This window comes from Bradyrhizobium sp. RDM12 (assembly GCF_051917485.1).
Lineage (GTDB): Bacteria > Pseudomonadota > Alphaproteobacteria > Rhizobiales > Xanthobacteraceae > Bradyrhizobium.
The window spans coordinates 6031247-6053307 of sequence record NZ_CM133064.1; the positions used below are offsets into that span (position 1 = coordinate 6031247).

Here is a 22061-nt window from a genome sequence, read left to right on the forward strand (position 1 = left end):
TGGTCCTCGATTGTCCTGGATCGCCGCCGAGACGGCGCGCGTCATCCGCGAGCGCGAGGCGCACGGACGCAATCGGCGCTAAGCGCCGTTCAGGCCAGGGTTCGAGGGGGTTGGTCCGGAGGTGGGCGGCTCAAGCCGTCGCCGACCAGGTCGTCCGCGACCAAGTGCGTGGTCCGGATCGCGTGCCGCAGCGGAAGGGTCGCTGCCTCGGACGGTCCCGCCTGGGCCGTCTTCAGGACGCACATCGCAACCAGCGGGCAGTCCTGACAATCCTTGCTCTTCTGCTCGTCGGGGCAACAAGGCACGTCGGCCGACATCGACATGTCGGTCATGCCGTCCGGACGAGCTTGCGCCACCGCCGGCGCCGCGAAGGGCGCCAACGTCAAACCGGCGGTCACCAAGACCGCGAACGCAACTCTGAGCAGTCGTCGCAGATTCATACCCAAGCATCCCACGGGTGGGGTCGCTTTGGAAGTCGGCCCCCTTCACATGTTCGCCACCCGGGATCCTCAGCGACATAGCTGAGCCGGTCGTTTTGGCCCGCCAAGGAGGATTCGTGGCTCTGGACGGCCCCGGTATCGATGCGGTCAGGACGGGCCTGGCCAACATGTAGCGGGACGCATATCCACTGGCCAAAAGCCACTTCGTCGGCTCTCAAGCCCAAGCCGGCATGAGGTGCTGGGCTCGCCGCGATCAGCGGCTTCCCGGAGCTTCCGAATGCTCCCCTCCTGTTGTTCGGCCGCGCGATCGCGGTCGCACAATCAAAACGGTTCAGATCGCCTTGTCCAGCCGCATGCGCTGGTCGAGCTTTTCGGCTGCCTCTTTCCGTTCGCTGTAGCGGTCCGTCAGGTAGCACGACGCGCCACGCGTCAGCAGAGTAGACTTCACTAACCCGTTCAGGACGTCGACGATGCGGTCATGTACGCCGACGGCTTCATCCGTCCGTGCTCGTCGAATTGTTCGTAGGCTTTCGCCGCATTGCTCAAAACATGCGACCAGCGCCGCGCCTCGGCAAACGCCAGCCCCTCCACCTGCAGCTTGCTCTCAGTGTAAGCCTTTTCCCGGATCCCAACGATGAGCGGATCACTCGCCCTCCCCAAGTTCATTACGGACGAACACTGATGATCATCTGGCCGGTGATCCGCTTGGTTAACCTGAAAGCAGGGACGGCATCGTCGAGGTCGCAATGTCGCGATGTTCGTCCGCAGTCCTCCGTCTCGCACCCGCTGGACGATCTAGTTGGGCACGATCGGACAGGGAGAACAAAAGTCGATCGCCAGGCGGTCGGCCGCCTGCACCTCGGTTGGCTGGCAATGGTCACCAGTGTTACGCCGGGCCGGATCAGGGTTCGACCGGTTCGCAATGCCGCCGCCGGTAACATCGAACACCGGACCGACAGGCGCCGGCCAATCGTGCGAGTTGCGCCACCATCAACCCCACTGCGCCGACCGCGCCCTGCGCGAGCACGCTCTGCCCCGCCTGAAGGCGGCCAGCGGTGAGGCCCGGCATAGCCAAGGCCGCACCCACTTTGAAGTCGATGTCGCCCGGCAGCGGCCCACGGCCACATACTTGCCAAGCGTGCCGCCGCGATACGGCTCCGAAAGCCGAACTCGCCCTGCCCTAGCGACAGTCCCTCGTGCCATAGCCGAGAGCAGTGATCACACCCGCCAGCTCCTGGTCGGGAATTGTCGGCGTCTGGTCACGGTGGAGGCGATCGGTCCAGGTCGAATGCCATATTAGCTCACCGGAGTGTTTCCCGACGCATGAACCTGAACGATGACCTCGTTGATCGCTGCCTGCGGCCCGGGCCCTCCACAATCCTCATCCCGGCAGTTCCCGCAACCTGGTGTTTACGACCATCGCCTTCACAAGAATTGTGGGCCCGGCTCATACGCATCGGACGCGTCACACGATCGGACATGGAAACTTCCTCATGACCGTCAGGTCGAGCGCCGCCAGGGCCTTCTCTCTCGCCAATGTCGCCTGGTCCTCAGCAAGGAACGCGGTAGCCTGCACGGGAAGAAATTGCACGGTTTTCAGCCCGATGCTGCCCAGTACAGCCGATAGATACGGCGTGAGAAAATCGGGCTGATTGGCTTTCTCGCCGGTAAAGACTCCGCCGGAAGCGATGCCGACAAACACCGGACGATCCCGGAGCAATCCCACCTTCCCTGCCGGCGTCGACAGGAACGTGCGCCCGGCGCGCAGGATTTGGTCGATCCACGCCTTGAGGACGGAGGGAACGGTCAGGTTGTGCATGGGAGTTCCGATAACGACCACATCGGCCCTCTCGACTTCCCGAATAAGTGCTTCGGAAAGATCCAGCGCGCCGCTCGGCGGAGCCGCCAACGTGGCCGGCGACGACAGGGCGGTCGCGTAGTCCGGCGAGGCATGCGACAACGGACCTGTGCCAAGGTCTCGCCGGCTGACGGTTGCAGCAGGGGCAGCCTCAAGGAGCCTCTTCACGATCGCCGCCGAAAGCTGACGGCTGTGCGATTCTGGACGCGGGCTGCAATCAATGTGGAGGATCTTCATGCGAGCGATCCCCGCGGCGCTACGAAACCCGCCGTGTCAACCAGCCCTTCAAGTCCGCACAAGCGTCGCGCAATCAAGTTCGTCGGCTCGATGAACCGGTAGACTGTTGAGAATTTCATTTATCTAGCAGTCGATATTGGGTCAAGACGTCGTCTTTCTTAGCGCTCCCCATGTAGCAGAAGGCGCATTCGGAGCTTGGGTGCAGCTTAGCTGTCTGCGCCTTCGGCTCGTGATGATTGAAGTTTTGGTAACCCGGCCTCCGTGACTTCCTTGAAGAAGATCGTTCCCTCCGGAAAGTCACCCGCTTTCTGATCGAGCTCGTACGAGCCAGCTCGATATAGAGATGTGAAATTCGGGAAAATTGGCCTTCCCGCCTTTCAGCGCATAGCCGTTAATCGCAGCGCGGGACGAGATTTTCCAATAGCCGCCATGTATAATTTCAATAGCAGCGGGGAATACTGCTGCGCCGGTCCTTGTGTTCAAACAATTCGACAGAATGTGCGAGCGGCCGACTCTGACGAACCGACCGCTGCTTGAGGTTGCCAGAACAGCCAGCAGCATGCTGCGCCGAAGCCGGGGTAAAAAAGCATGCCGCTACCGCTCGACTTGAGCGAGCGCGCAATTGTCGCGCTCGTCGCGGCATCAAGATATACGTGAGTGCCGCACCTGCCGAGCACGTGATGAGCATGGCCCGCGCGCTAATCTTGTCCGCCGACCTGCTGAATAACGGTCTGCCCCGATAACCGGTCGCGCTCGGCGCCGGCTGTAGCCACGTCGGAAAATCGAGTGGCGGGTGGGGCGACTTAGCTCCGTGCGACCGCCAGACCTGGGCAAAGAACAGCTTGATTGTTACCCGGGCCACAAAATGTTCAGAGCTTAGAAACGGGTCCAAGGGCGGCAACGGAAGTGTTTGCAGACGCAGCCGCGAATATTCCTCGTTCCGGCATCATGCGGCGCGCGGCAATAATGATCGTCTATCGACTCGATGGCCAGAGGTGATTTCCCTCGCCGGCCTTGCAAGGTCATTCTCCTCGGGGGGTTAGAACGAACAGGAGCTAGCATGAAGATTCAAGTCTGCAGCCTCGCGATTGCGCTCGCGATTGCTCTTCCTATTGCAGTGACCGCCACGGCCAAATCGTCTGCTGCGCCGATCAATGCTACGTCGATTAGAGCGGCGGCACCGGCCTTGACGACGGCAGTGCGCTATCAGGTGCGGCGGGGTCATCCCTACCCTTCGTACTCGGGCTATCCCACCTATAATGCGGACTGGGGCTATCCGGCCTATAGTTCGTATTGGGGCGATCCGACCTATAATTCATATTATCAAACCTACGACTACGGACATTACAGGTCAGGTTGTGCACCCGGACCGCGCGTCGGCGCCTTTGCGACAGCGCCCTGGACCGACTTGCCGACGTGTCCGCCGTATGTGATAGAGTCCTCTGCGCTCCCGAGGGCTTGCGCGTGCATGTAAGGAAGTCGGCGCCGACCTCCAGGGGACCCGTAATTAGATCACCGCCTTCGACGGCGCTCAATGGATTGACGATGATATTGGAGCTATCCGACTTGTAGCTATCCCGGCTTCTCTTACAGTTAGTGGTGACTAGGGGTGGTCGTGACGCCAAAGTTTGATAGCGTGCGGCTACCTCAAGCCGCCGCTAGCCAACATGTATTTGAAAGAGTTTAGCCTTCCTCGGTCATGCGCACCTCGCTTCCACGTGTTGGCTTTCTGCAAACCGGTCGGTCAACACGCGGCCGAGATCGCCGATTATTGCAGGCCACCTGATCTTCCCCCCGAAAAGTGGACGGGTTTAAGCGGGCTTTTAGTTCCATTTCGATCGGGGCGATCAGCTGACTAGAAGGTGACTTCACCGCCTAGATGGTCCCTCGGCATTCCCCCTGAGGATGCGATCGCGGCAGTGCGTGCGCCCATCAACGCGCTGATCTTCATGAGGTCCGGCAGAGTTCCGGCGCGAGGCCTGCCGCTAACGGACCAGGTAATCAGGGCCCGAGCGATTGTGTTCACGATCCCCCGCGTCAAAGCCTCGCGGCGACCGCGAACATCGCGATAGACCGACGTTCCGCCGAACCCCTGTTCGAGCGCCTCGCGCGGTAATCAGGGGCCGAGACACTCCGCTTCGCATGGCTGCTTCGGTGAAGTTGAGGGTGACTGCCGAGGACTATCGAATCTGGTTGAACTCGATGGTCTAAGCCCCTCCCGGGCCGCCCGCTTTCGTCGCGGCTGGCGTCGCGGTTATTGCGGCTGTCAAGGCGCCGGCGATTGAGGTGCCAGCGGCTACGGCGAGACCGATCTCGTAGCCGGAGTCGAAAGACGCGGCACCGGCGGCTAATGCCGCACCTGCAAGCTGCGCAACTCGGCTCGCTGCATTGTTGATGCCGGAGGCGAGCCCTTCATCCGTCTGGTCAACGCTCGACATGACGGACGCGGTGAGCGGAGCCACGAGCACCGCGAAGGACAGGCCAAGCAGCGTCATGGGTACGATCACGCCAAGTATCAAAGATTCTTCCTGACCGAGCGCCAACCAGACATAGGCGAGCGCGGCACCTGCCGGTCCCGCGACAAGCACGGTCCGCGTACCAATCTTGTCGGCCAACCCGCCGAAGACATTCGACAACAGCCCCACGCCGAGCGTGAAAGGCAGGAATGCCAGCCCGGCATCGGTCGACGACAGGGCGCGGCGGTCGACGAGGTCAAAAGGTAGAAGGAAGAACACGATCGAAATCCCCGTATAGATCATCAGCGTCGCAACGTTCAGCCCGAGAAAGGTGCGGTTCTCCACCAGGCGGGGTGGCGTCATCGGATGTTCGCTTCTGCCCTCCCAGAACGCGTAGACGGCGAACCCGAGAATGCCGAACCCGGCGACTATCGTGAGCACCGTCACGGATTGGGCTGGTGCGTTCCCCGCGGTCCGAGCTTGACTTGGTCCGATCTGGCTCAGCGCCCAGGTGAGCGTCCCGAGCGCTAAAGCGAGGATCGCTGCGCCAATCCCGTCGAACCGGCGCTGGATGAGGTCATCTCTGCCCGCGAACACCAGCAGAACTCCCACTGCTACCAGCGCGAGGGGCGGGTTGATCCAGAACACGGATGGCCAGCCAAAGGTCTCGGTGAGCCAGCCGCCCAGGACAGGACCTCCGGCGGTGGTGAGAGCGGATGCCGCTGCCCATGCGCCGATCGCCCGGTTCCGCTCCGCGCGCGGATAGGTTGCCCCGATCAGGGCGAGACTTGCAGGTGTGACAATCGCTGCGGCCGCTCCCTGCGCCACTCGGGCAGTGATCAGCCATGCGGGCGAAGGCGCCAACGCGCAAGACGCGGACGCCAGAGCGAACAGGACGCAACCGAGGCCGAGCATGCGCGCCTTGCCATAAACATCCGCGAGCGCGCCGCCGATCAATGTCAGGGAGGCGAGCGCCAGCATATAGCCGTTGAGAACCCATTGGACGGAGACGAGGTCAGCACCGAAATCGGCGCGCAATATCGGCAGCACGACGGGCAGCGCTGTCCCATCGATGAACGCCATCGAGGACGCGAGCACACAGGCCGTGAGCACCATGCGTCGGCACCGAGCCGGCGCTTTCCGCCCGAGCTCTCGGGGGCTGGGTTCTGGATCGATAGCGCCGCGGCTGCGGCACTCTACATAATCTTGCGCCATTCATCGACCTCCCCCTTAATTTGCCGCTGTTCCGCACTAATTTGCCGAAGGTTTGAGGTCGCGGGCCAGACCCAGACGCTCGAATAGACGGAGTCACGATCCGGCCCTGGGGATTGAGAACAAAGCTGGTTGCCTGGAGATAGACGGATCGTCATTGGCCATGCTCCGATGACTACGGAGACCACTGGCGCATCGGAGCCGTAGGCGACCATGAAACTGAGCTTTTCAACGAGCGCCTCCGTGTTTTCCCGACCGTCCTCCGATACTGCTTCGATTTCGATACCCCCGGCCCCATCGTCCACCGTCGCAAAAAGTTGCAGGCACCGCGGTTACACAGGATGACGCCGAACCCGCCCGCCTGATCGCGTTGCGCCGCCAAAGGCGCATGCAAAACTATGAGAGACGCCCTTTGTCTGCAGCCTCAAAATTGTACTCCCTCATTCCGATATCTGACGATCAAAGCGCCGAATGATCCTCCACCGCCTCTGCCACAAATGCGGTCTCACACGATGGCGGTCGCCCAGCGGTGAGGGAAATCATCTCGCGGCATAGAGTTGATAAACCATGGTTATTGCGGTTCTGAGGGCGGCGTGCTGCAGTAGCTGGGACTGCGCAACTCGCCTCGACTTAGAATGGATTGAGGAAGGGCACCGCGCCATTCCCCGTTTCCATGAAAACTATACGCATCTGTTATTGGCAATGTTCGTCCAGCGATGGGATTGCAGCGCGGGTCGGAAGCGATAGCGGTTTAGGAAGAGTCTGCCTGAAGTTGCATTGATGTCGAGAGGAGTAATTTGTCAACGGATGCGGCGGCCCGGCTTCAAGCTGCTGGCCAATGAACTCGCGCCCGCGAAGCGCTCGATTTAAACCTGAAGGATTACGTCGTGAGCGGCGCGTCCCTGATCCTGGCCGACCGCCGCCTGAGGCTCTAAAAGTCTGGGGCGTTGGGCACAGCACAAACGTGCTCTCCGCGTGCAGCGTGGGCAACTGCCTTGTGTTCATCAGCAGCGCCGTGTGGTCCCCTCGCGGCGATTGGCGGACATGGCCCTGTCGCCGTTCCAAGTGCACTGGGTCATGAACGTCGAACTCCGCGGACCTTCCTCGCGGGGGCGGTCTCCATGCCTCGGCGTCGCCGTGATTGGCTCCGCGCCGGTTCATCGTCGGCCGGTCACTGCAAGGCTTGGGCGAAGGCTTGATCCTGCCTGACGGCCTTTCGGTGCACGAGCAGCGCTTGCCCACTGAGAAGAAAGTCCGTGCGGTAGGCATCTGGTCCGGCGCCACGTGTCGCTAGCGGCGTTGCGCCCGCGAGGGCCGGTGGGGCATGCGGCTGACCCGCTGGTTGCCTCGAGCAAGTTGCAGTTCACGCGGCATTTTCAGATCGACGATGGCGGCGCCTGGATAATTGGCCGGTGACAAGAACGGTGCGACTTTGGATCAACTGTGAACACGCGCTCAGAACGAGATTTGCTCAAAATCGATCGGATGGAAGCCCCTCGGACCGCCGGTGCTGAGTTCGCACGACTTAGCAGTGGCAACCCGGGAATGTTCGAGTGGAAGAGATTTCTACTGGAGCGCTTGGTCTAACGGCCTGCGCGGGGGTCCTTGGCGTCTGAAAGCTTTAGCCCGGGCGGCTGGAGATAATGAAAACGATAACGATCCGACATTTTCAACGTCGCGCGGACGGGAATACCCTCTTCATACGCCTCATCGATATTTGGTGGCAGCACGGGTCGCCCAGATCACAAGCCCCTTTTTCGATGTTCCCAACAACTCGATCTAGCAGCCTAGCACGCAGGAGTTCCGCCATGTCATTCCGATTCATCACAAAATCTATCCACACGTACCTAATCGACTATCCTGTCGCCCTCGTTTTAGTTGTCGCGCCATTCCTGCTGAAGCTAGGTAAGAGCAGTCCTGTCGCGCTGTGGCTTTCGGTGGTGACCCGCGTCTCACTGCTGCTGTCGGCGTTCACGGACCACTCGACGGTGCTCGTCCGAATCATCCGTGCCGCGCTACAATGGGTGGACCGCGCATTGGGTGTGGTCTCCATCACTGCCCCCTCCGCTTTCCATGTCACTGGGCCAGACGCCGGCTATTGCTGGGTTTTCGCCGCTGCAGTCTTGCTGACGACCTCAGCTCTCAACGCGCCCGAGGTGAGCGCCGCCCAGAGAGCGAACCCCAACATGCGGACCCGCAGGCGGGGATCGGTTCATCTTAGCGGGTCAAAAGAGCAAACCCAATGACCGACGCTGCACAATCCTCGGTGCTGGGAGGCAGGCTACTTGCGGGGCTCGGAACTGTCGCAATCGGCGGGGTGACAGCGAGGGCTGTAGCGAGGGCTACACCCGCAAGCGCTCAAGAGCGCAGGAGCGGCGCTGTGGCGCCGTAGATGCTTGCGTTCGAGGTCAATGCTTCGCTGCTCAACACCCGGCACTGTAGCCGCTGTTTGAGCGGCTATTCGGCGATGCGCAGCAGATTCTCTCTAGGAAGCAATAACCCGCGTGGGGGACCCCACTCACGTTCTTTGATGTTGATCGAAACCCGTGCTGCAATAATCGATTGGTTCGGTCCCGGCATCCCGATCCAGCACGGCCAGCCCGTCGAAGTGGAAATGCGATCCGCTACGATGCCGCGCACCCCAATGTGCTCATCGTGTCCCGTGGCCTGCTTTAGCTTGCGGTGGATCACCGCGTTGCCGGCGAGAGCCGGGCAGGTCAGCTGGCGAGAGCCGTGAGGCTGACGCTCGGATCATCGCTCAACGGCGCGACTGCTTCCATTGTCATATAACGGGCACACGGGACGGCCCATTCATCGTTTTGTTCGAGCAGGATCGCGCTGATGAGGCGAACGATGGCGTTCTCGTTGGGAAAGATGCCGGGCACCTCGTTGCGCCGCTTGATCTCGCCCTTGAGGCGCTCGATAATCCGTGGAGTGCAGCTTGGTACGGTGCTTCGGCGGGAGGTCGTGTAGGCGAGCACGTCGGTCTCCGCCGCGTCGAGAAAGGCAGCAAGCTTCGGCAGCTTGGGGCGGAACTGATCGGCGACCTTGCGCCACTGCGTCGTGCCAGCCTCGGCATCGTCCTGGGCAAACGCTTTGGCAAGGAAGGCGGGAGACGACGCGCCGTCCGGTCTTGCGGCATGCGCCAATGCATTGCGCACGAAGTCGAAGCAGCACCGCTGCCAGCTACATTTGAGCACCTTTGCTACGGTGGCCTTCATACCCTCGAGGGCATCGGACATGACGAGCTTGACGCCTCTGGGGGGGTGCCCCGGGCGAGTGGAATGGAAACCATAACGACCAGGCACTTCTAATGCTTGGCGTACCGGCATAGCTTTCCTGGGTGTCTAACGGGCTGACCCCTGACGATTGTGCAGAGTGCTTCCCGGCATACGGCGGCACGAGCAACGAAGCACGTAGGAGTCACTGATGTCGTTCCGCTTCATCACCAAGTCTATCCACGCTTACCTGATCGACTATCCCGCCGCGATCGTCCTGATCGCAGCGCCATTCGTGCTGAACCTGGGCCAGAGCGAACCACTCGCGATGTGGCTTTCCGTTGTTGTCGGTGTTGCCGCGCTGCTCTTGGCCGCGGCAACCGACCATCCCACCGGTCTCGTCCGTATCATCCCCTACTGGCTGCACCTTCGGCTCGATCGCGCCCTTGGGGTGGTGTTTGTGATCCTACCCTTTGCCCTCAAATTCGGTTGGCTCGACGCGTCGTATTACTGGATCCTCGCTGCCGCTGTCCTGCTCACGACGTCAATCTTTGACGCGCCTGAAGAGCCACTTGTGAGGCGTCCGGGATTGCACACGCGCACAGCGGGTTAGGCATGACACCCGCGGGCCGTGCGGCAAACCTTGCGCCGCGTTTGACTGCAAGTCCCGGGATGCTGCATCAGCGCCGGCGTGCTAGGCGTCTAGTTTTTCAGTCATGTGAAAGGCATGCACCGACTACAACCCCTATAGCCCGAGCGCCTCCTCGGGAAAGGCAGCCGGCTCACGCGTGGCCGGTCGTGGTGGTGGGTCGCGAGCCTTCCCGCCCAGAAGATGGTTCCAGCAGTTCAGGTCGCGGCTCTTTGTGAATTTTCCTTACCTCGGAGGCTATGCATCTTCGTTTCGAGTCTGCCTTCGCGCTCGTCGAAGCGACCGATCAATCGCCGTAAATCGGGCCAGCATCACGAGCGAGTTCAGATCAAGTATGACGGCCGTCGTGCTTTAGCAGTTCGGCACTTTCTCTTAGATTACAGTAAACGGCAGCCGGGAGCGTTTTACCTTCATTGCGACCGGCTCAGCCCCTCTTCGGCGCCGATGTTCATTTTGCTCTCCGTCACTGCTAGGGTTCGATCACCAGATCGCGATTGACGATCACGTTCACTCGAAGCCTCGCCTGATTATCAATGTAGCTTGAATACTGCGGGTCACGGAACGACCTGCTGTCGGGTTTGGCTCAGAAAATTTGCCGTACCCGATCGAAGCGCCTGGACGACGGCGTGTTGTTATCGTTATGCGCGCCAGCGCTGAGCTCTGACCCAACGCCCAGGACCGTAGACAAGAGCCCTGCTTTTAACAATTTGAAGCCGATTTAGTCCTCAAGACCAGAGTGACGGCCAAAGTCGGCGCCCTCCTGTCGCTCCGGAACGATCGCGCGACCGCTTGACATTATTAACACAGCGTCCACACCCGCAGGACGCGTCACTGCTCGAATGCGACCGTCCTAGGTTCCGGTCAAACGCGTAGGCTGTCGATCTAGCTGCGGGCGGTAGGGGTTTCAACATGGTCTCTCTACTTGCGCCGTCATGGCTACATCTAAGCGGCAAGACTACTCATTCATGCGCCCGGAGCCATCGATTGAAAAACGTCGTCGCGCAGATAGAAGTGGTGGAAGAGAGCCGCGGCTGTATGCACGGCGGCAATCCAGAGAATGGCATTGCCGAGCGTACTGTGTATTTCCATGATCAGCTGCCCCAGTCCATGTGCCTTCGTGATCAGGGGGGCGATGTCGAATCCGGGAAGAGTGACGGGAATCCCCTCCAGCCAAGTGCCGAGCACCGCGGTTGCCGGAATCGCGATGAGAAGCGCATAAAGCGCGAAGTGAACGAGCTTTGCGGCCGCAGCCATCCATGGCAGCATTGGCCGCCTCGCGGGTGCAGTCTCGATCAAACGCCATAGCAGCCGCAGCACGACAACAATAAACAGGACGACCCCAAGCGCCTCGTGAACCCTCCGGAATCCGTCCGCGGCCGCGGAATAGAGCGAATAGCCGTCGCCGTTGCTCAGCACATAAGCGGCGAGAACTAGCATGACGGTCAGCCAATGCAGGACTTTGGCCCCGGCGCCGTGGCGAGGGGAATTGCTGCGCAATCCGATCACCTCGCTCCGATCCCGCCACACGGTTGGTGAACTGGCGCGGCGTCTCGCCAGAGATTTGGGCGGTAGTAAGACGGCCGGTTCCCCCGGCGATCAACATTACCTCCACATTGCCCAGCGGCCCGAAATGGGGCATCCGAGCCTCCGGTGCTATTTAACCCAGACTGCACGCGGGAGATGATCATGGCCAGGGCCGCGGAGATTGGAGGGGAGGTCGTAAAAAGAGAACCGCCCATTAGCTTTGTTCCGTCCTGCTGACAACTGGAGCGATAGGCCGACAGCGTAGTTGTCTTCGCTCCTGCATTGGCGGAAAGCATGTTCGCCGGATTCTGGGAGGAAGACCAGCGAACGCCGCCTTCTAATCTAAGCGCCCCTGCCATCCTGTCTTCCAATTACGCAGCGCCATGCGGCCAAACGCTCGGCCGGATGCTGGATCATCCACTCGGCGAGCTGCGGCGCGCCCATCAGGCAGGACTGCATCGAGACCTCGGCGAAGTTCGAGGTGGTGACAATTTGCTCGTGGCAATTTGCCGGAGAGGAAAGACTGCAGAGCACGGCGATGATCTTGATCATGAGAACTCGCCCTCGTCACCGGTGGTGCCGCCCACTTCGTGACTTGTCAGTGCCTTGTCCTGCTGCTCCGGCGGGAAGATACTGTCGTGTATCGCGCGGGCCTCTCGAATTAGGCGAATTCGCTCGGGCTCAGATTTTGGGACAAACCGAATGACTTCGCCCATATTCGCTCCGAAAAGCTGCCTCGTGAACCAGCTTCGCTATGATATCACCATACTCATTTCATTCAGATCTACCATCTGAGCTCCAACTTTGAAGCCGCGCGGGCGATTCAATAAAACTGCTCGCGACCGGGGTCGCGCGCCGGACGTTCGAAAGATCGCCTCGATTTCTTCCGAAGACGAGCGATGAAGCAGCCCGTCAGGTCATGCACACCACTCACCTCAGTTGTTGGCAGCCGATCGAGCCGATGCCGTTGGATTAATCGAGACGCGAACGTTCTCATCCTGCGACTGGTAGTCGTCGGCAAGGGCCTCGAGCCGGGCCGCAATCACCGAGTCAATCACCGCTTGAGCCGTGCGGAGCAAAGTCCGTCCTGCTTCCAAATACACAGTGCCGCGTTGCGAGCTCCGGAGCGTCATGATGCCCCGGGCCGTTTCTCTGGCAGTTGGTTGAAGGCGATCGGGAGCCAGCTTACCCAATCGCGGTCACTTTCCCTACGAGCTCTGAAGCGATCGACGCATTTCTTGGAACATAGCCCGGTTCGCCACGAATAGTGCCGGACGAGACCAAACTTGCCGTCACAAACTGCGCATCGCGCGGCTCTGCCAGACTTAGGAGTTTCGGAGCAATAGGGCATCGCAGTCTCCTTCTGGTTTAGTACAGTTGTTCCTCGATCCTCTTTTTTCCTCATCGCACTTCATAAACTCGTGTGCGTTCCAACACATGCAGCCTAAGACCATCGGGGCCAGTAGCTCAATCGGACATAGGTAATCGTCGGACACCAATAAAGGGGCACGGAACGATACGAAGGTTTATGGTGTTCGTCTTTAAGTCGACGGCTCCACTTTGCTCGATTCGCGCTGAAAAACTGCGACGGCCGCAAGGAGGTTTGTTCGGCTCCCGATCTCAGTAAGGTGGACAGCGAGTTCGGCGGCGCGCTCGTAGCAACCCGTTGGTTCACAGTTCGACTGCGCGCTGGGCCACCAACCGGCTGCAGCAGCGCGTTCTATCCCGCGGGGCGCTCGCTTGTCAGCGGAGGAACGCACTCGATCGCCTAGAGCGTGGCGGGTCGCTCGAGGCATCCGAGCACGAGAAGTTTTGCTGGTCGGACGCGCGCATGCGCTCGAGAATATCCTTGAGCGCCTTGAACCGAGAGGATGCGGAACGTTGGTCGAAATAACCGCCGAGCTCAGCGGAGCTCGTTCGTTACACACAATTGTTGCCTATGCGGTTACGCTCGCCAGAATAGATTTCGCGAGTTCATTGGTCGCTGTGGGACTTAGGGCCAGCCAGACGAAATCCTTCAATGATTTCTAGCTTGCACTGGCGTTGTTTTCGCGTTTTTTCGGTGAAGGCAGTCGGTTTCCACCGCATCATGGTTCAAGACGCGCCGCAAGGCGGCGCTCCTCACCATGAGGGTCTTGTATTTCAGCGCCTTGGCTTTTTCTCCGCAAAACAAGTCCTTATCTGAGGAGCTCGCCTCAAGCAGGCGTCTCGAAGGATGCGCCGGAAGGAAGAATCTCTCTTCAGCCCCGCGCGCGCTTCAGCATCTGCTCGACATGGGCGATCGGTGTCTCCGGCTGGATGCCGTGGCCGAGATTGAAGATCAGCCGGCCCTGGCCGAAATTCGCCAGCACGTTGTCGATTGCGCGGTCGAGCGCGGCGCCGCCTGATATCAGCACCAACGGATCGAGATTGCCCTGCACGGCGACGCATGATTGCACGCGCTCGCGGATGAAGGCCGGCTCCGCGGTCCAGTCGATGCTGACGGCGTTGACGCCGGTGGCCTCGACGTAACCGGGCAATTGCGCGCCGGCCCCGCGAGGGAAGCCGATGATCTTCGCGTCCGGCACCTTGGCGCGCACGCCTTCAACGATGCGCCGCGTCGGTTCGACCGACCAACGCGCGAACTCGGCCGGTGGCAGCACGCCGGCCCAGGTGTCGAAGATCTGCAACACGTCAGCGCCGGCAGCAAGCTGCGCCAGCAGATAGTCGATCGAGCTCTCGACCAGCACGTCGATGATTTTCGCGAATGCCTCGGGATGCCGGTAAGCCATCATGCGCGCCGGCGCCTGATCCGGCGTGCCCTGGCCTGCGACCATGTAGGTCGCGACCGTCCACGGCGCGCCGCAGAAGCCGATCAGCGCGGTTCTGGAATCGAGCGCGCGGCGCACGATGCGCAGCGCCTCGAACACCGGCGCGAGCTTGCCGAGGTCAGCCTGCGAGGCGAGCGTGGCGACCTTAGCGGGTTCATCCAGCGGCTCGAGCCGCGGCCCTTCACCGACCTCGAACCGCACCGAGCGGCCGAGCGCATAGGGGATCACCAGGATGTCGGAGAAGATGATCGCCGCATCGAACCCGAACCGGCGGATCGGTTGCAGCGTCACTTCGGCCGCGAGCTCCGGATTGAAGCAGAGATCGAGGAAGCCGCCGGCCTTGGCGCGGACCTCGCGATATTCCGGCAAATAACGGCCGGCCTGCCGCATCATCCAGATCGGCGGGATCGCCTGCGGCTTGCCGGAGAGGACGTCGATGAAAGGCTTGGTCGGAGACTGGGGCACGAACCGTCCTGATGCAGATTGGGCTTCCTGATACACCGTCAAGCGCCCGAGCGGAAAAGGGGAACCAGCAGTGCGACTATGCCGGGCTTCATCCCGGCTCAGCTTGCCACGTCGAAGAGTAACTCCTTGGACCTTCCAGAATTTCCCTCGCCCGCTTGATGGAATCTCGTGGGTGGCTGGGTAAACGTCATCCACGCGCCTATGTAGCCGTTGCGGCCTCCAGAAAGACGTTAACTTCCAGTTATCCGCGCGCGAAGCTACATTGTAAGCGCCGGGCCCCGAACCCATCTCACGTTCATCAGCCTGGTGCGATAACGTTCTCACCGCGCACGCGCGCGGTCAGCCGCATCAGAAGACCAGTAACCGCGATAACTACAAGGTAGACGAAGAGCTGCATTTGCGTCGGTTGATCAGTATAGCCGATCAGCGTGTGCAAGGCGCGGCCAGGAATGCTGGCCTCGGACAAGAACCAGCCCGAATCCCACACGACGCTGTCGAGCGACGTTAGCCAGTTCGCCCGCTCCAGGAAGGCGACGGCCTGCGCCGCCATACCCGCCGCCAGGAGAGTGATCAAAACAGTCGTCGTTGCGAACAACGCGCGCGGTGGAATCCGCAGCAGGCCCAAATAGGTCAGCAGGCAAACCGCGGCCCCGAGCAACAGACCGAGGCAGCCGCCGACGGTAAGGGCCAGGGCCGAGCCGCCTTCGGAGGTCCCGACCCCATAGAGAAACAGCGCGACCTCGCTGCCTTCGCGCAGCACCGCGACGCCGACCACGACCGCCAATGCCCCTAACGGCTTGCTGCCCTCGGCCACCGCGTGGCCGACCGCGCGCATTTCGAGGGCAATCTCGCGGCCATGGCTGGCCATCCAGACATTGTGCCAGGTCAGCATCACGACGGCGATTCCGAGGATGGCGGCGTTGAACAGTTCCTGTCCCATGCCTGCGAACAGCTGCGATAAGCCCCCGGCAAATGCCGCGACAAGACAAGCTCCTCCGATACCCGCCAGCACGCCGCCGACAATCCAGCGACCGCGGTGGACGACATCGCGCGTGACGGCGAGCACGATGCCGACGATGAGGCCAGCCTCGAAAACCTCGCGGAAAACGATGATGAGCGCGGCGAGCACGAGACGTGGGCCTATTCGACGACAAGAACGCCACGCGCGCTCTCGTTAAAATCGTCGTAGAACTCATATCGTCCGGGCTTGAGAGGGCGGACGTTGATAACACCCTGGCTCTTGGCCGCTACGACCTTTTCCACCCGTAGTGAGGTGCTTTCAAATTCCATCGCCTTGCCCTCGAGATTCCTGATCCGGAATAGGACCGGCTTGTCTGCTGGGGCACGCACCTCGCGAGGCTGAAACTGCCCGTTGGAGTAGGAGATCTGGATTTCGGTCGCCTGCTGCGCCGATGCTGTAGAGAACGGCAGCATAGCCGTACAGAGCGTTACGAAGACCAGCTTCCTGCTCATTGTCAAAACGTACATTCTGAGCCCTGGATTTGAGGGAATTAGAACTCGACGGCGAATTTGAGTTTGGCGCGATTCCGCTGGAATTCGGCAAGATTGAGCGAGAACGGACTTCCGACTTCGCGACCCCATACTTGCGTATTCCACGCCGCTGTCATGAACATCTTTGGCGTAAATCGGACGAAAAGCGTCGGACCGACCATCACGGCATCACCCGTAAACGCCGAGAGCGCGAAGTCATCATAATGACGCAGATACCAGACTTCCGCTCCGATGAGGACGTTCGGCGTGAGGCGAAACGACAGCGCGGCGGAGCCGCCGAGCTTCGTTTCCCGGATGGACTCGTCAAGCAGCGTGTGGGTGTATTCGGGCTCATACAGGAGGTTGAACCCGGCGAAGAGCCGGTTTCTGACCAGCTCGAGGTCAGCATTGAGAGTAGTCTCGAATTCGTAATTGTGAACCCGCTCACCACCTGTCTCGTCGACTAGCCGAACCGTCGGTTCGAATGCAAGCGTCACCGACAGCGGGTTGTTGGACGTCCGCTCAAGCGCAAGGTAGCGGAATTCACCAAACCCGCCACTGAACGCAACCTGGTGACGGTCGTCGAGATCGGTAGCGTTCCGAATGTCATGGGTCGATCCAAGCGCCCCAAATTCGATTTGCACGAATTGAGACGGGGTGAATTCGAACTCGTACTTGGTCTCCGTCGCACCGTAGCGTCCGCCGCGCTTGCCAAACCGGCCGATCGTGTCGGTCGTGAACTCTTTTTCACCTTCAATCCCGATACCTGAGCCGGTGGTGAATCCGAAAATGTATTTTGTCTCGATCTCGCGCCATGAGCTTGCATCCGAGCTGGCGGGGCCGCCCGCGCGCGCAAATCCGCCGAGACCAATCAGCACAATGGACGCGCCCATTAGCGCGCTAGAATGCCGTACACATCCAATTCTTTGGCGCATTCCGTCGGTCCTAGCCTATTCGGCGGCATTAATTAGCGGATTACAGCACTCGATCCAAAGAGATTCCCTTCCCTCTAATTTGGAATGATTCAAAAGGGCGGGTGTGAATGGTGGTGACGAGCGCTTCTAAAGCTCCGGCCGTCACGTGCTCCGGGCGCGGTCGAGTTCAGCAACTGGCGGAGCAGTTCGATGTCCATCTCAATCAAATCACCGGTAAGGCCAGCGTCGGCGAGGATGTCCACGACGGTCACGCCCTCCCAAACGGTGCTGAGCTTCGACCACGAGGTCACGCCGGGGATGTCTCGCGGCATCTTGGTTCGTGGGAACGCGTTGAACTCCGACCGGCTCCACGCTTCGACCGGACGAGGTCCGACTTTGAGCGTGAAAGTCCGGTCCGCGGCCTCGATTCGCGGCGTGGCGCCGGCCGTAAGCACCGGGGATTGTCGACGAGGGTGCTGTCCCGGGGGAATCCGGTCCGATGGTTCTGATCCGGATTGACGGCTTGTGAAACCGCGAGTGACCATTGCATTTCCTCTGGGGGGCACGAAAGTAGTCGCACAACACGCTAAGCCGCTGTGCGGTGGATAAGCAAGGTACCGGCCAAGCATGGAGTTCCGCGCGCCGAATGGGAAATGACGTCACGCCATGAAGCCGATAACCCCGCGTTATGATGCCCGTAGGCACCTGAAATCCGCCCCGTGGTTGCCGATGCGAACCGGCGCAGTCCCACTGCATCGTCCTAATCGTCTTTCTGCTATTCCGATAACGGGCGGCTATCGACTTTTCTCGGGTGTTTGGCGACAGTGCCACGAATGTGCAAGCCAGCAGCGGCGCGACCGACTTGTCGGTCCGCCGTGTGTACTCTTCGGCGAGAGCGGGATTCTTGCAGACGACCAGACGCATTGGCGCATCTCACCCCTACCCCGCCGATGCGCTAGTTGGTTTGAAGCCGGGAGAGCATTAGGCGCACCCGGCCGGCGCGTGGGATAAATCATCCGGCGGTCGCGCGCGGTCTGTAGCCGGGCTCGAGTGTGCGCACGGCCGCCAGCGCCGCGCGCCCGGTCCCCGCCCTAGGGGAACGTCAGGCCGAAAGCGGCCGGATCGAGCTGCTCGCCTTTGCGGGGTACCAAGAAGCGCTCCAGCCCACCCGGCACGAAGCTGAGCAGCAGGGTCGCTTGATCGCCGACCACCTCGATTGTATGTGGCACACCGCGGGGAAGAGCCGCGTAGGCGCCGGGCCCCACGTCGACGCGGGCATCGCCGACGCGCGCGATTAGCTGCCCCTGCACAACGTAGAGCAGCTCGTCCTCGCGCGAGTGGGTGTGCAGCGGCGGCTCCTCGCCCGCGCGCACTGTCCACAGGACAGTGCCATATTCGCCTCCGGTCTGGCTGCTCTCCACTTTCATCTCGACGCTTGAGCCCCCGGTCGAGGTCACCGTCTCACCGCCTTGGGGCGGCGTGAGAACCGGCTGCTTCACTGACATTTGTAGCCTCCTAATTGTGGACCCTTGTCTTCGGGTGTGTGGCGGCGAAAGTTGCCGCTCACACTCGTCAGCATGGGATTGCCCGCGGCGAATGGGAAATGACCTCACGCCATGAAGTCAATAGCCGCGCGTTATGATGGCCGCAGGCACGTGAACGGCTCTTTGCGGTCGCGCAGACTTCCGTTTCAGGGATTGTGGATTCACCTGCGGCACCCAGTTTGATCTGCAACATGCTCGAAGCCGCAAAGACCGGCGAACGAGACCGGACAAGCTGCGGCAGACCGGCCGAAAAGCCCTGACACTAGCGTCGACGACGTGGCCTTGATCGGGCGAGGTGCGGGTTGAACTTGCAGGTGACGGTGTTGAAGAATCTTGGTGAACTACTCGGACAGGTTCGCTGTGGTGGCGCTTCCACGGCGCTCCACTCTCAGATCGGCAGGGGGCCACAAGGCTGTGAGCAGATGCGAGAGCTAGTGTCGCGGCGTTCGTCCGCGTATACGGTCGAAGCCCTGCTTGATCGCTGCGAAGCGGTCGTCGATGAACGATTCGTGCTCGGTATCGGTGAAAATGTAGGGCCAGTCGTTTTCGATGGCCTCGCGAACCAGTTCGCCCACATAGAGGGGATCAATGCCGTGGTTGATCCGTTCCTTTAATGCCTTGATGAAGTCGGCGCGGGGTCCTTCTGTCGGCGGAGGGGGGGCGATAGCCAAAGCAAATCGCTGCGGCACGTTGCGCCGTGAGTTCATGATCTGCGTGCGGATGACGCCCGGACACAGAACGGAGACCCCAATCTTCCTCGGCGCGAGCACGTTACGCATCCCCTCGGACAGCGCCACCACTCCATATTTGCTCACATCGTACGCCAAACTTGGTCCCGCAATCAGCCCGGCGACGGAGGCCGTGGAAACAACGTGTCCTCCTTCGCCGTGCGCTTCAATCAGCGGACCGAAAATCTCGAAGCCCCAGATCACCGACATCAGGTTGACGCCGAGGACCCAGTTCCAGCCTGCATCAGTCCACTCACCATAGGTGCCGCCGCCACCCACGCCCGCATTGTTGACCAATATGTGGATTCTGCCGTACCGCGCGACGGTCGCGTCCGCTGCCGCCTGAAGTTCGCCTTTGAGCGAGACGTCGGCGTTCACGCAGTCGACATCGACGTTGGTCCGTGTCTTCAGGTCCGCAACCGCTTTTTTCAACGCCTCTTGTTCGATATCGCAGAGCATGACCTTCACCCCGGCCTGTGACAGCGCGGTCGCGATCCCCAGTCCGATCCCCGAGGCAGCGCCTGTCACGAATGCGGTCTGTCCAGCCAAGTCTCTCATGCGCTTTCCACCTTGCTTTCACTCAACAAATTCACCCGCCAGGGCGCGCCGCAGAGTGCCACAATGAGCGCGGCGTGGTCTCATTTTCCGCGCCTCCGCGCCAAGCCTGGAAATAACCGGTCGCTAGTTTCAAACTAGCACATTGGAAACCACTGGATAACGAGGGGCAGGGTCGGCTTTTGGAAGCGCTGGCTCCACAATAACGATAGACACATTCATTGGTTCATAAGGAGAAACGTGACGTCCTTCATCGCACGACAATTGGCGGCGTTTTCGACCGCCATTATAATGCTCGCTGCCAGCAGAGGTAGCGTATTTTCCAGAAGAAATACGATGCCGGCGCAACCGACACCGAAATCAAGGTCGGCAACATCACCTCTACAGCGGAGTCGGGTTACGGTACTACAGGCAGGACCGAGGCCGCCTACTTTCGCGGCGGCATCAACGACCGCGAAATCAACTTCATTTCCTATGATGACGGTTACAGTCCACCAAAAGCGGTCGAGCGGGCGCGCAGACTGGTTGAGAGCGAAGAGGTTTTCCTCATCTTCGGTTCGTTTGGCACGCCGTCCAACACTGCCACACAGAAATACATGAACGCGAAAAAGGTGCCGCAACTGTTCGTGCAGACCGGCGCGACCAAATGGAATGATCCGCAGAACTTCCCGTGCACTATAGGTTGGTCGCCCAACTATCAAAACGAGGCGCGGATCTAGGCGAGGTATGTTTTGAAGGAAAAGCCGAACGCCAGGTCGCCGTTCTCTACCAGAACGACGACTACGGCAAGGATTACCTCAAATGCCCGAAGAATGGCCTCGGCGCCAAGGATGCGTCGATGATCGTTGCCGAAGTCGCCTATGAGATGGCCGAGCCGACCATCGACTCGCAGGCGGTCGAGTATCTTGTCGGTCTGATTTGGCATCAGTAAGGCGTCAGTCCGCGGATCGATTGGCTGGAGGCGGTTGCCAGCCGGCGTGCGTCTCGTGGTCACACCTCCCGGATCGTTGCTTGCGGCATGCCTCGGCGGGACTTCGAACGACCAGTCGCGACGCCGCGCGGCTTTGACGAAAGCGTCCAGCGCCGGCGAGTAGCGGCGCCCGTGCACAGCCAGCAACGCGCCTTCCGCGAAACCCGGTCGCCTTCGAGCGGAATGGTCTTGAGCGTCGGAAGCGTGGCATGCGCTCGGGCACCAGGATCACACCAAAGCCAACGGCGGCGATATGCTGCAGGTGCAAGTCGTGGCCACTGCAGTGGCTGAGGTGGGGCGGCTTCTCGGGGAAATACGACTGATTCTTCGGGGTGACGTCGCAGTCGGCGCGTTCCAGCAAGATGTTCTCACGGAGTCGTCTATGCCGATCGAGGGACGGTTTGCCGCGAGAGCCGCGACGTAGCGCTCCTTGAACAGCGACGAGTCATCGATCCGGGCGGGCATGTCTTGCAAGTACCCGAACATTGCGGCGGCAAGTGATCGATGAGCTTCTCCGCCGCGCCCTCGCGCGGCTCGACTTGAAGTACAGGGACGAACTTTGCGATCTCCGCGATCGGATCGAGGACGAGCGACGCCGAGATGGGGCGGGGGGAGACCATCTTCAGTGGCGCGACTTCCTTGCGTTAGAACTCCTGGGGCCCTGCGACGCACTCGCCTCTGCCGAGGCCAGTGCGCACGCCGGCACCGGAAGGACTTCCTTTCCAAGGTCGGTGAGCTGCGTCAGCTGGCGCTCGCGGTAGAGCAACGGGTCGCCGAGTTCCAGCTCGCGCTTCTGCACCTCCTTGGTCGGGGCGGGCAACTCGCTTGTAATCGTGCTAAACGAAGAAGGATCTGCGTCCGCCCTACCCGGCAAGATGAAGGGGAGGCTGGCATTTCTCGGGTGATGGAGTACGATTTCTCGAGGCTGGCGCGTGGCGCATGAAGGGCTTAATCAGCCGACTTCAAGCCGAAGCCCCCACGGCGGAGTTT

Annotated in this window: 16 protein-coding genes and 3 pseudogenes; 3 read left to right on the forward strand and 16 right to left on the reverse strand. The window is 60.8% G+C overall.

What is annotated here, in order from left to right; all coding sequences use genetic code 11:
• Positions 1–89 precede the first annotated feature (89 nt).
• The 5 genes and pseudogenes from ACTGJ9_RS29585 to ACTGJ9_RS29605 all read right to left on the reverse strand — a co-directional run bounded on the left by ACTGJ9_RS29585 (position 90) and on the right by ACTGJ9_RS29605 (position 6107).
• Positions 90–440: a hypothetical protein gene (locus ACTGJ9_RS29585; RefSeq protein ID WP_456673941.1), complete on the reverse strand. Its 351-nt coding sequence runs from the start codon at positions 438–440 to the stop codon at positions 90–92.
• Between the two features lie 331 nt (positions 441–771).
• Positions 772–983: pseudogene (locus ACTGJ9_RS29590) on the reverse strand (arsenical resistance protein ArsH); the annotation flags it as partial.
• 122 nt (positions 984–1105) lie between these two features.
• Positions 1106–1869 (reverse strand): annotated as a pseudogene (locus tag ACTGJ9_RS29595) (MDR/zinc-dependent alcohol dehydrogenase-like family protein).
• A 36-nt stretch (positions 1870–1905) separates the two neighbouring features.
• Positions 1906–2535: an FMN-dependent NADH-azoreductase gene (locus tag ACTGJ9_RS29600; protein WP_456673942.1), complete on the reverse strand. Its 630-nt coding sequence runs from the start codon at positions 2533–2535 to the stop codon at positions 1906–1908.
• Between the two features lie 2207 nt (positions 2536–4742).
• A complete protein-coding gene (locus tag ACTGJ9_RS29605; protein ID WP_456673943.1) occupies positions 4743–6107 on the reverse strand; it encodes an MFS transporter in 1365 nt (454 codons plus the stop codon).
• A 1904-nt stretch (positions 6108–8011) separates the two neighbouring features.
• Here ACTGJ9_RS29605 and ACTGJ9_RS29610 point away from each other — a divergent pair.
• Positions 8012–8449 (forward strand): hypothetical protein, encoded by a 438-nt coding sequence (locus ACTGJ9_RS29610; RefSeq protein ID WP_456673944.1) that lies wholly within the window; start codon positions 8012–8014, stop codon positions 8447–8449.
• 471 nt (positions 8450–8920) lie between these two features.
• Here ACTGJ9_RS29610 and ACTGJ9_RS29615 read toward each other — a convergent pair whose 3' ends face one another.
• Positions 8921–9445, reverse strand: a complete 525-nt coding sequence (locus ACTGJ9_RS29615; protein ID WP_456673945.1) for a transposase — start codon at positions 9443–9445, stop codon at positions 8921–8923.
• Between the two features lie 187 nt (positions 9446–9632).
• Between ACTGJ9_RS29615 and ACTGJ9_RS29620 the strand changes: the two genes are divergently transcribed.
• Positions 9633–10034 carry a hypothetical protein gene (locus ACTGJ9_RS29620; RefSeq protein WP_354116626.1) on the forward strand — a complete coding sequence of 134 codons (402 nt, stop codon included), beginning with the start codon at positions 9633–9635 and terminating at the stop codon, positions 10032–10034.
• A gap of 999 nt (positions 10035–11033) precedes the next feature.
• Here ACTGJ9_RS29620 and ACTGJ9_RS29625 read toward each other — a convergent pair.
• The 9 genes from ACTGJ9_RS29625 to ACTGJ9_RS29665 all read right to left on the reverse strand — a co-directional run bounded on the left by ACTGJ9_RS29625 (position 11034) and on the right by ACTGJ9_RS29665 (position 20104).
• Positions 11034–11576: a cytochrome b gene (locus ACTGJ9_RS29625; protein WP_456673946.1), complete on the reverse strand. Its 543-nt coding sequence runs from the start codon at positions 11574–11576 to the stop codon at positions 11034–11036.
• 360 nt (positions 11577–11936) lie between these two features.
• On the reverse strand, positions 11937–12146 hold the full coding sequence (locus tag ACTGJ9_RS29630) for a hypothetical protein (RefSeq protein WP_456673947.1): 210 nt from the start codon (positions 12144–12146) through the stop codon (positions 11937–11939).
• 1688 nt (positions 12147–13834) lie between these two features.
• Entirely contained in the window at positions 13835–14869 is a 1035-nt protein-coding gene (gene hemE / locus ACTGJ9_RS29635) for a uroporphyrinogen decarboxylase (protein ID WP_456673948.1), read from the reverse strand.
• A gap of 298 nt (positions 14870–15167) precedes the next feature.
• Complete coding sequence (locus ACTGJ9_RS29640) at positions 15168–15998, reverse strand: FTR1 family iron permease (RefSeq protein WP_456673949.1); 831 nt, start codon at positions 15996–15998, stop codon at positions 15168–15170.
• Between the two features lie 11 nt (positions 15999–16009).
• Positions 16010–16342 carry a cupredoxin domain-containing protein gene (locus ACTGJ9_RS29645; protein WP_456673950.1) on the reverse strand — a complete coding sequence of 111 codons (333 nt, stop codon included), beginning with the start codon at positions 16340–16342 and terminating at the stop codon, positions 16010–16012.
• Positions 16343–16380: 38 nt separating this feature from the next.
• Positions 16381–17238, reverse strand: coding sequence for a hypothetical protein (locus tag ACTGJ9_RS29650; RefSeq protein WP_456673951.1), 858 nt, complete (start codon positions 17236–17238; stop codon positions 16381–16383).
• Between the two features lie 146 nt (positions 17239–17384).
• Positions 17385–17729: a hypothetical protein gene (locus ACTGJ9_RS29655; protein ID WP_456673952.1), complete on the reverse strand. Its 345-nt coding sequence runs from the start codon at positions 17727–17729 to the stop codon at positions 17385–17387.
• A gap of 636 nt (positions 17730–18365) precedes the next feature.
• The gene (locus ACTGJ9_RS29660) at positions 18366–18779 is read right to left on the reverse strand and encodes a cupin domain-containing protein (RefSeq protein ID WP_456673953.1); all 414 of its coding nucleotides are present in this window, start codon (positions 18777–18779) and stop codon (positions 18366–18368) included.
• 470 nt (positions 18780–19249) lie between these two features.
• Positions 19250–20104, reverse strand: a complete 855-nt coding sequence (locus tag ACTGJ9_RS29665; protein WP_456673954.1) for an SDR family NAD(P)-dependent oxidoreductase — start codon at positions 20102–20104, stop codon at positions 19250–19252.
• A 288-nt stretch (positions 20105–20392) separates the two neighbouring features.
• Here ACTGJ9_RS29665 and ACTGJ9_RS29670 point away from each other — a divergent pair.
• Positions 20393–21002, forward strand: a pseudogene (locus ACTGJ9_RS29670) (ABC transporter substrate-binding protein); the annotation flags it as partial.
• 691 nt (positions 21003–21693) lie between these two features.
• Here ACTGJ9_RS29670 and ACTGJ9_RS29675 read toward each other — a convergent pair.
• Complete coding sequence (locus ACTGJ9_RS29675; RefSeq protein ID WP_456673955.1) at positions 21694–21891, reverse strand: hypothetical protein; 198 nt, start codon at positions 21889–21891, stop codon at positions 21694–21696.
• Positions 21892–22061: the final 170 nt, after the last annotated feature.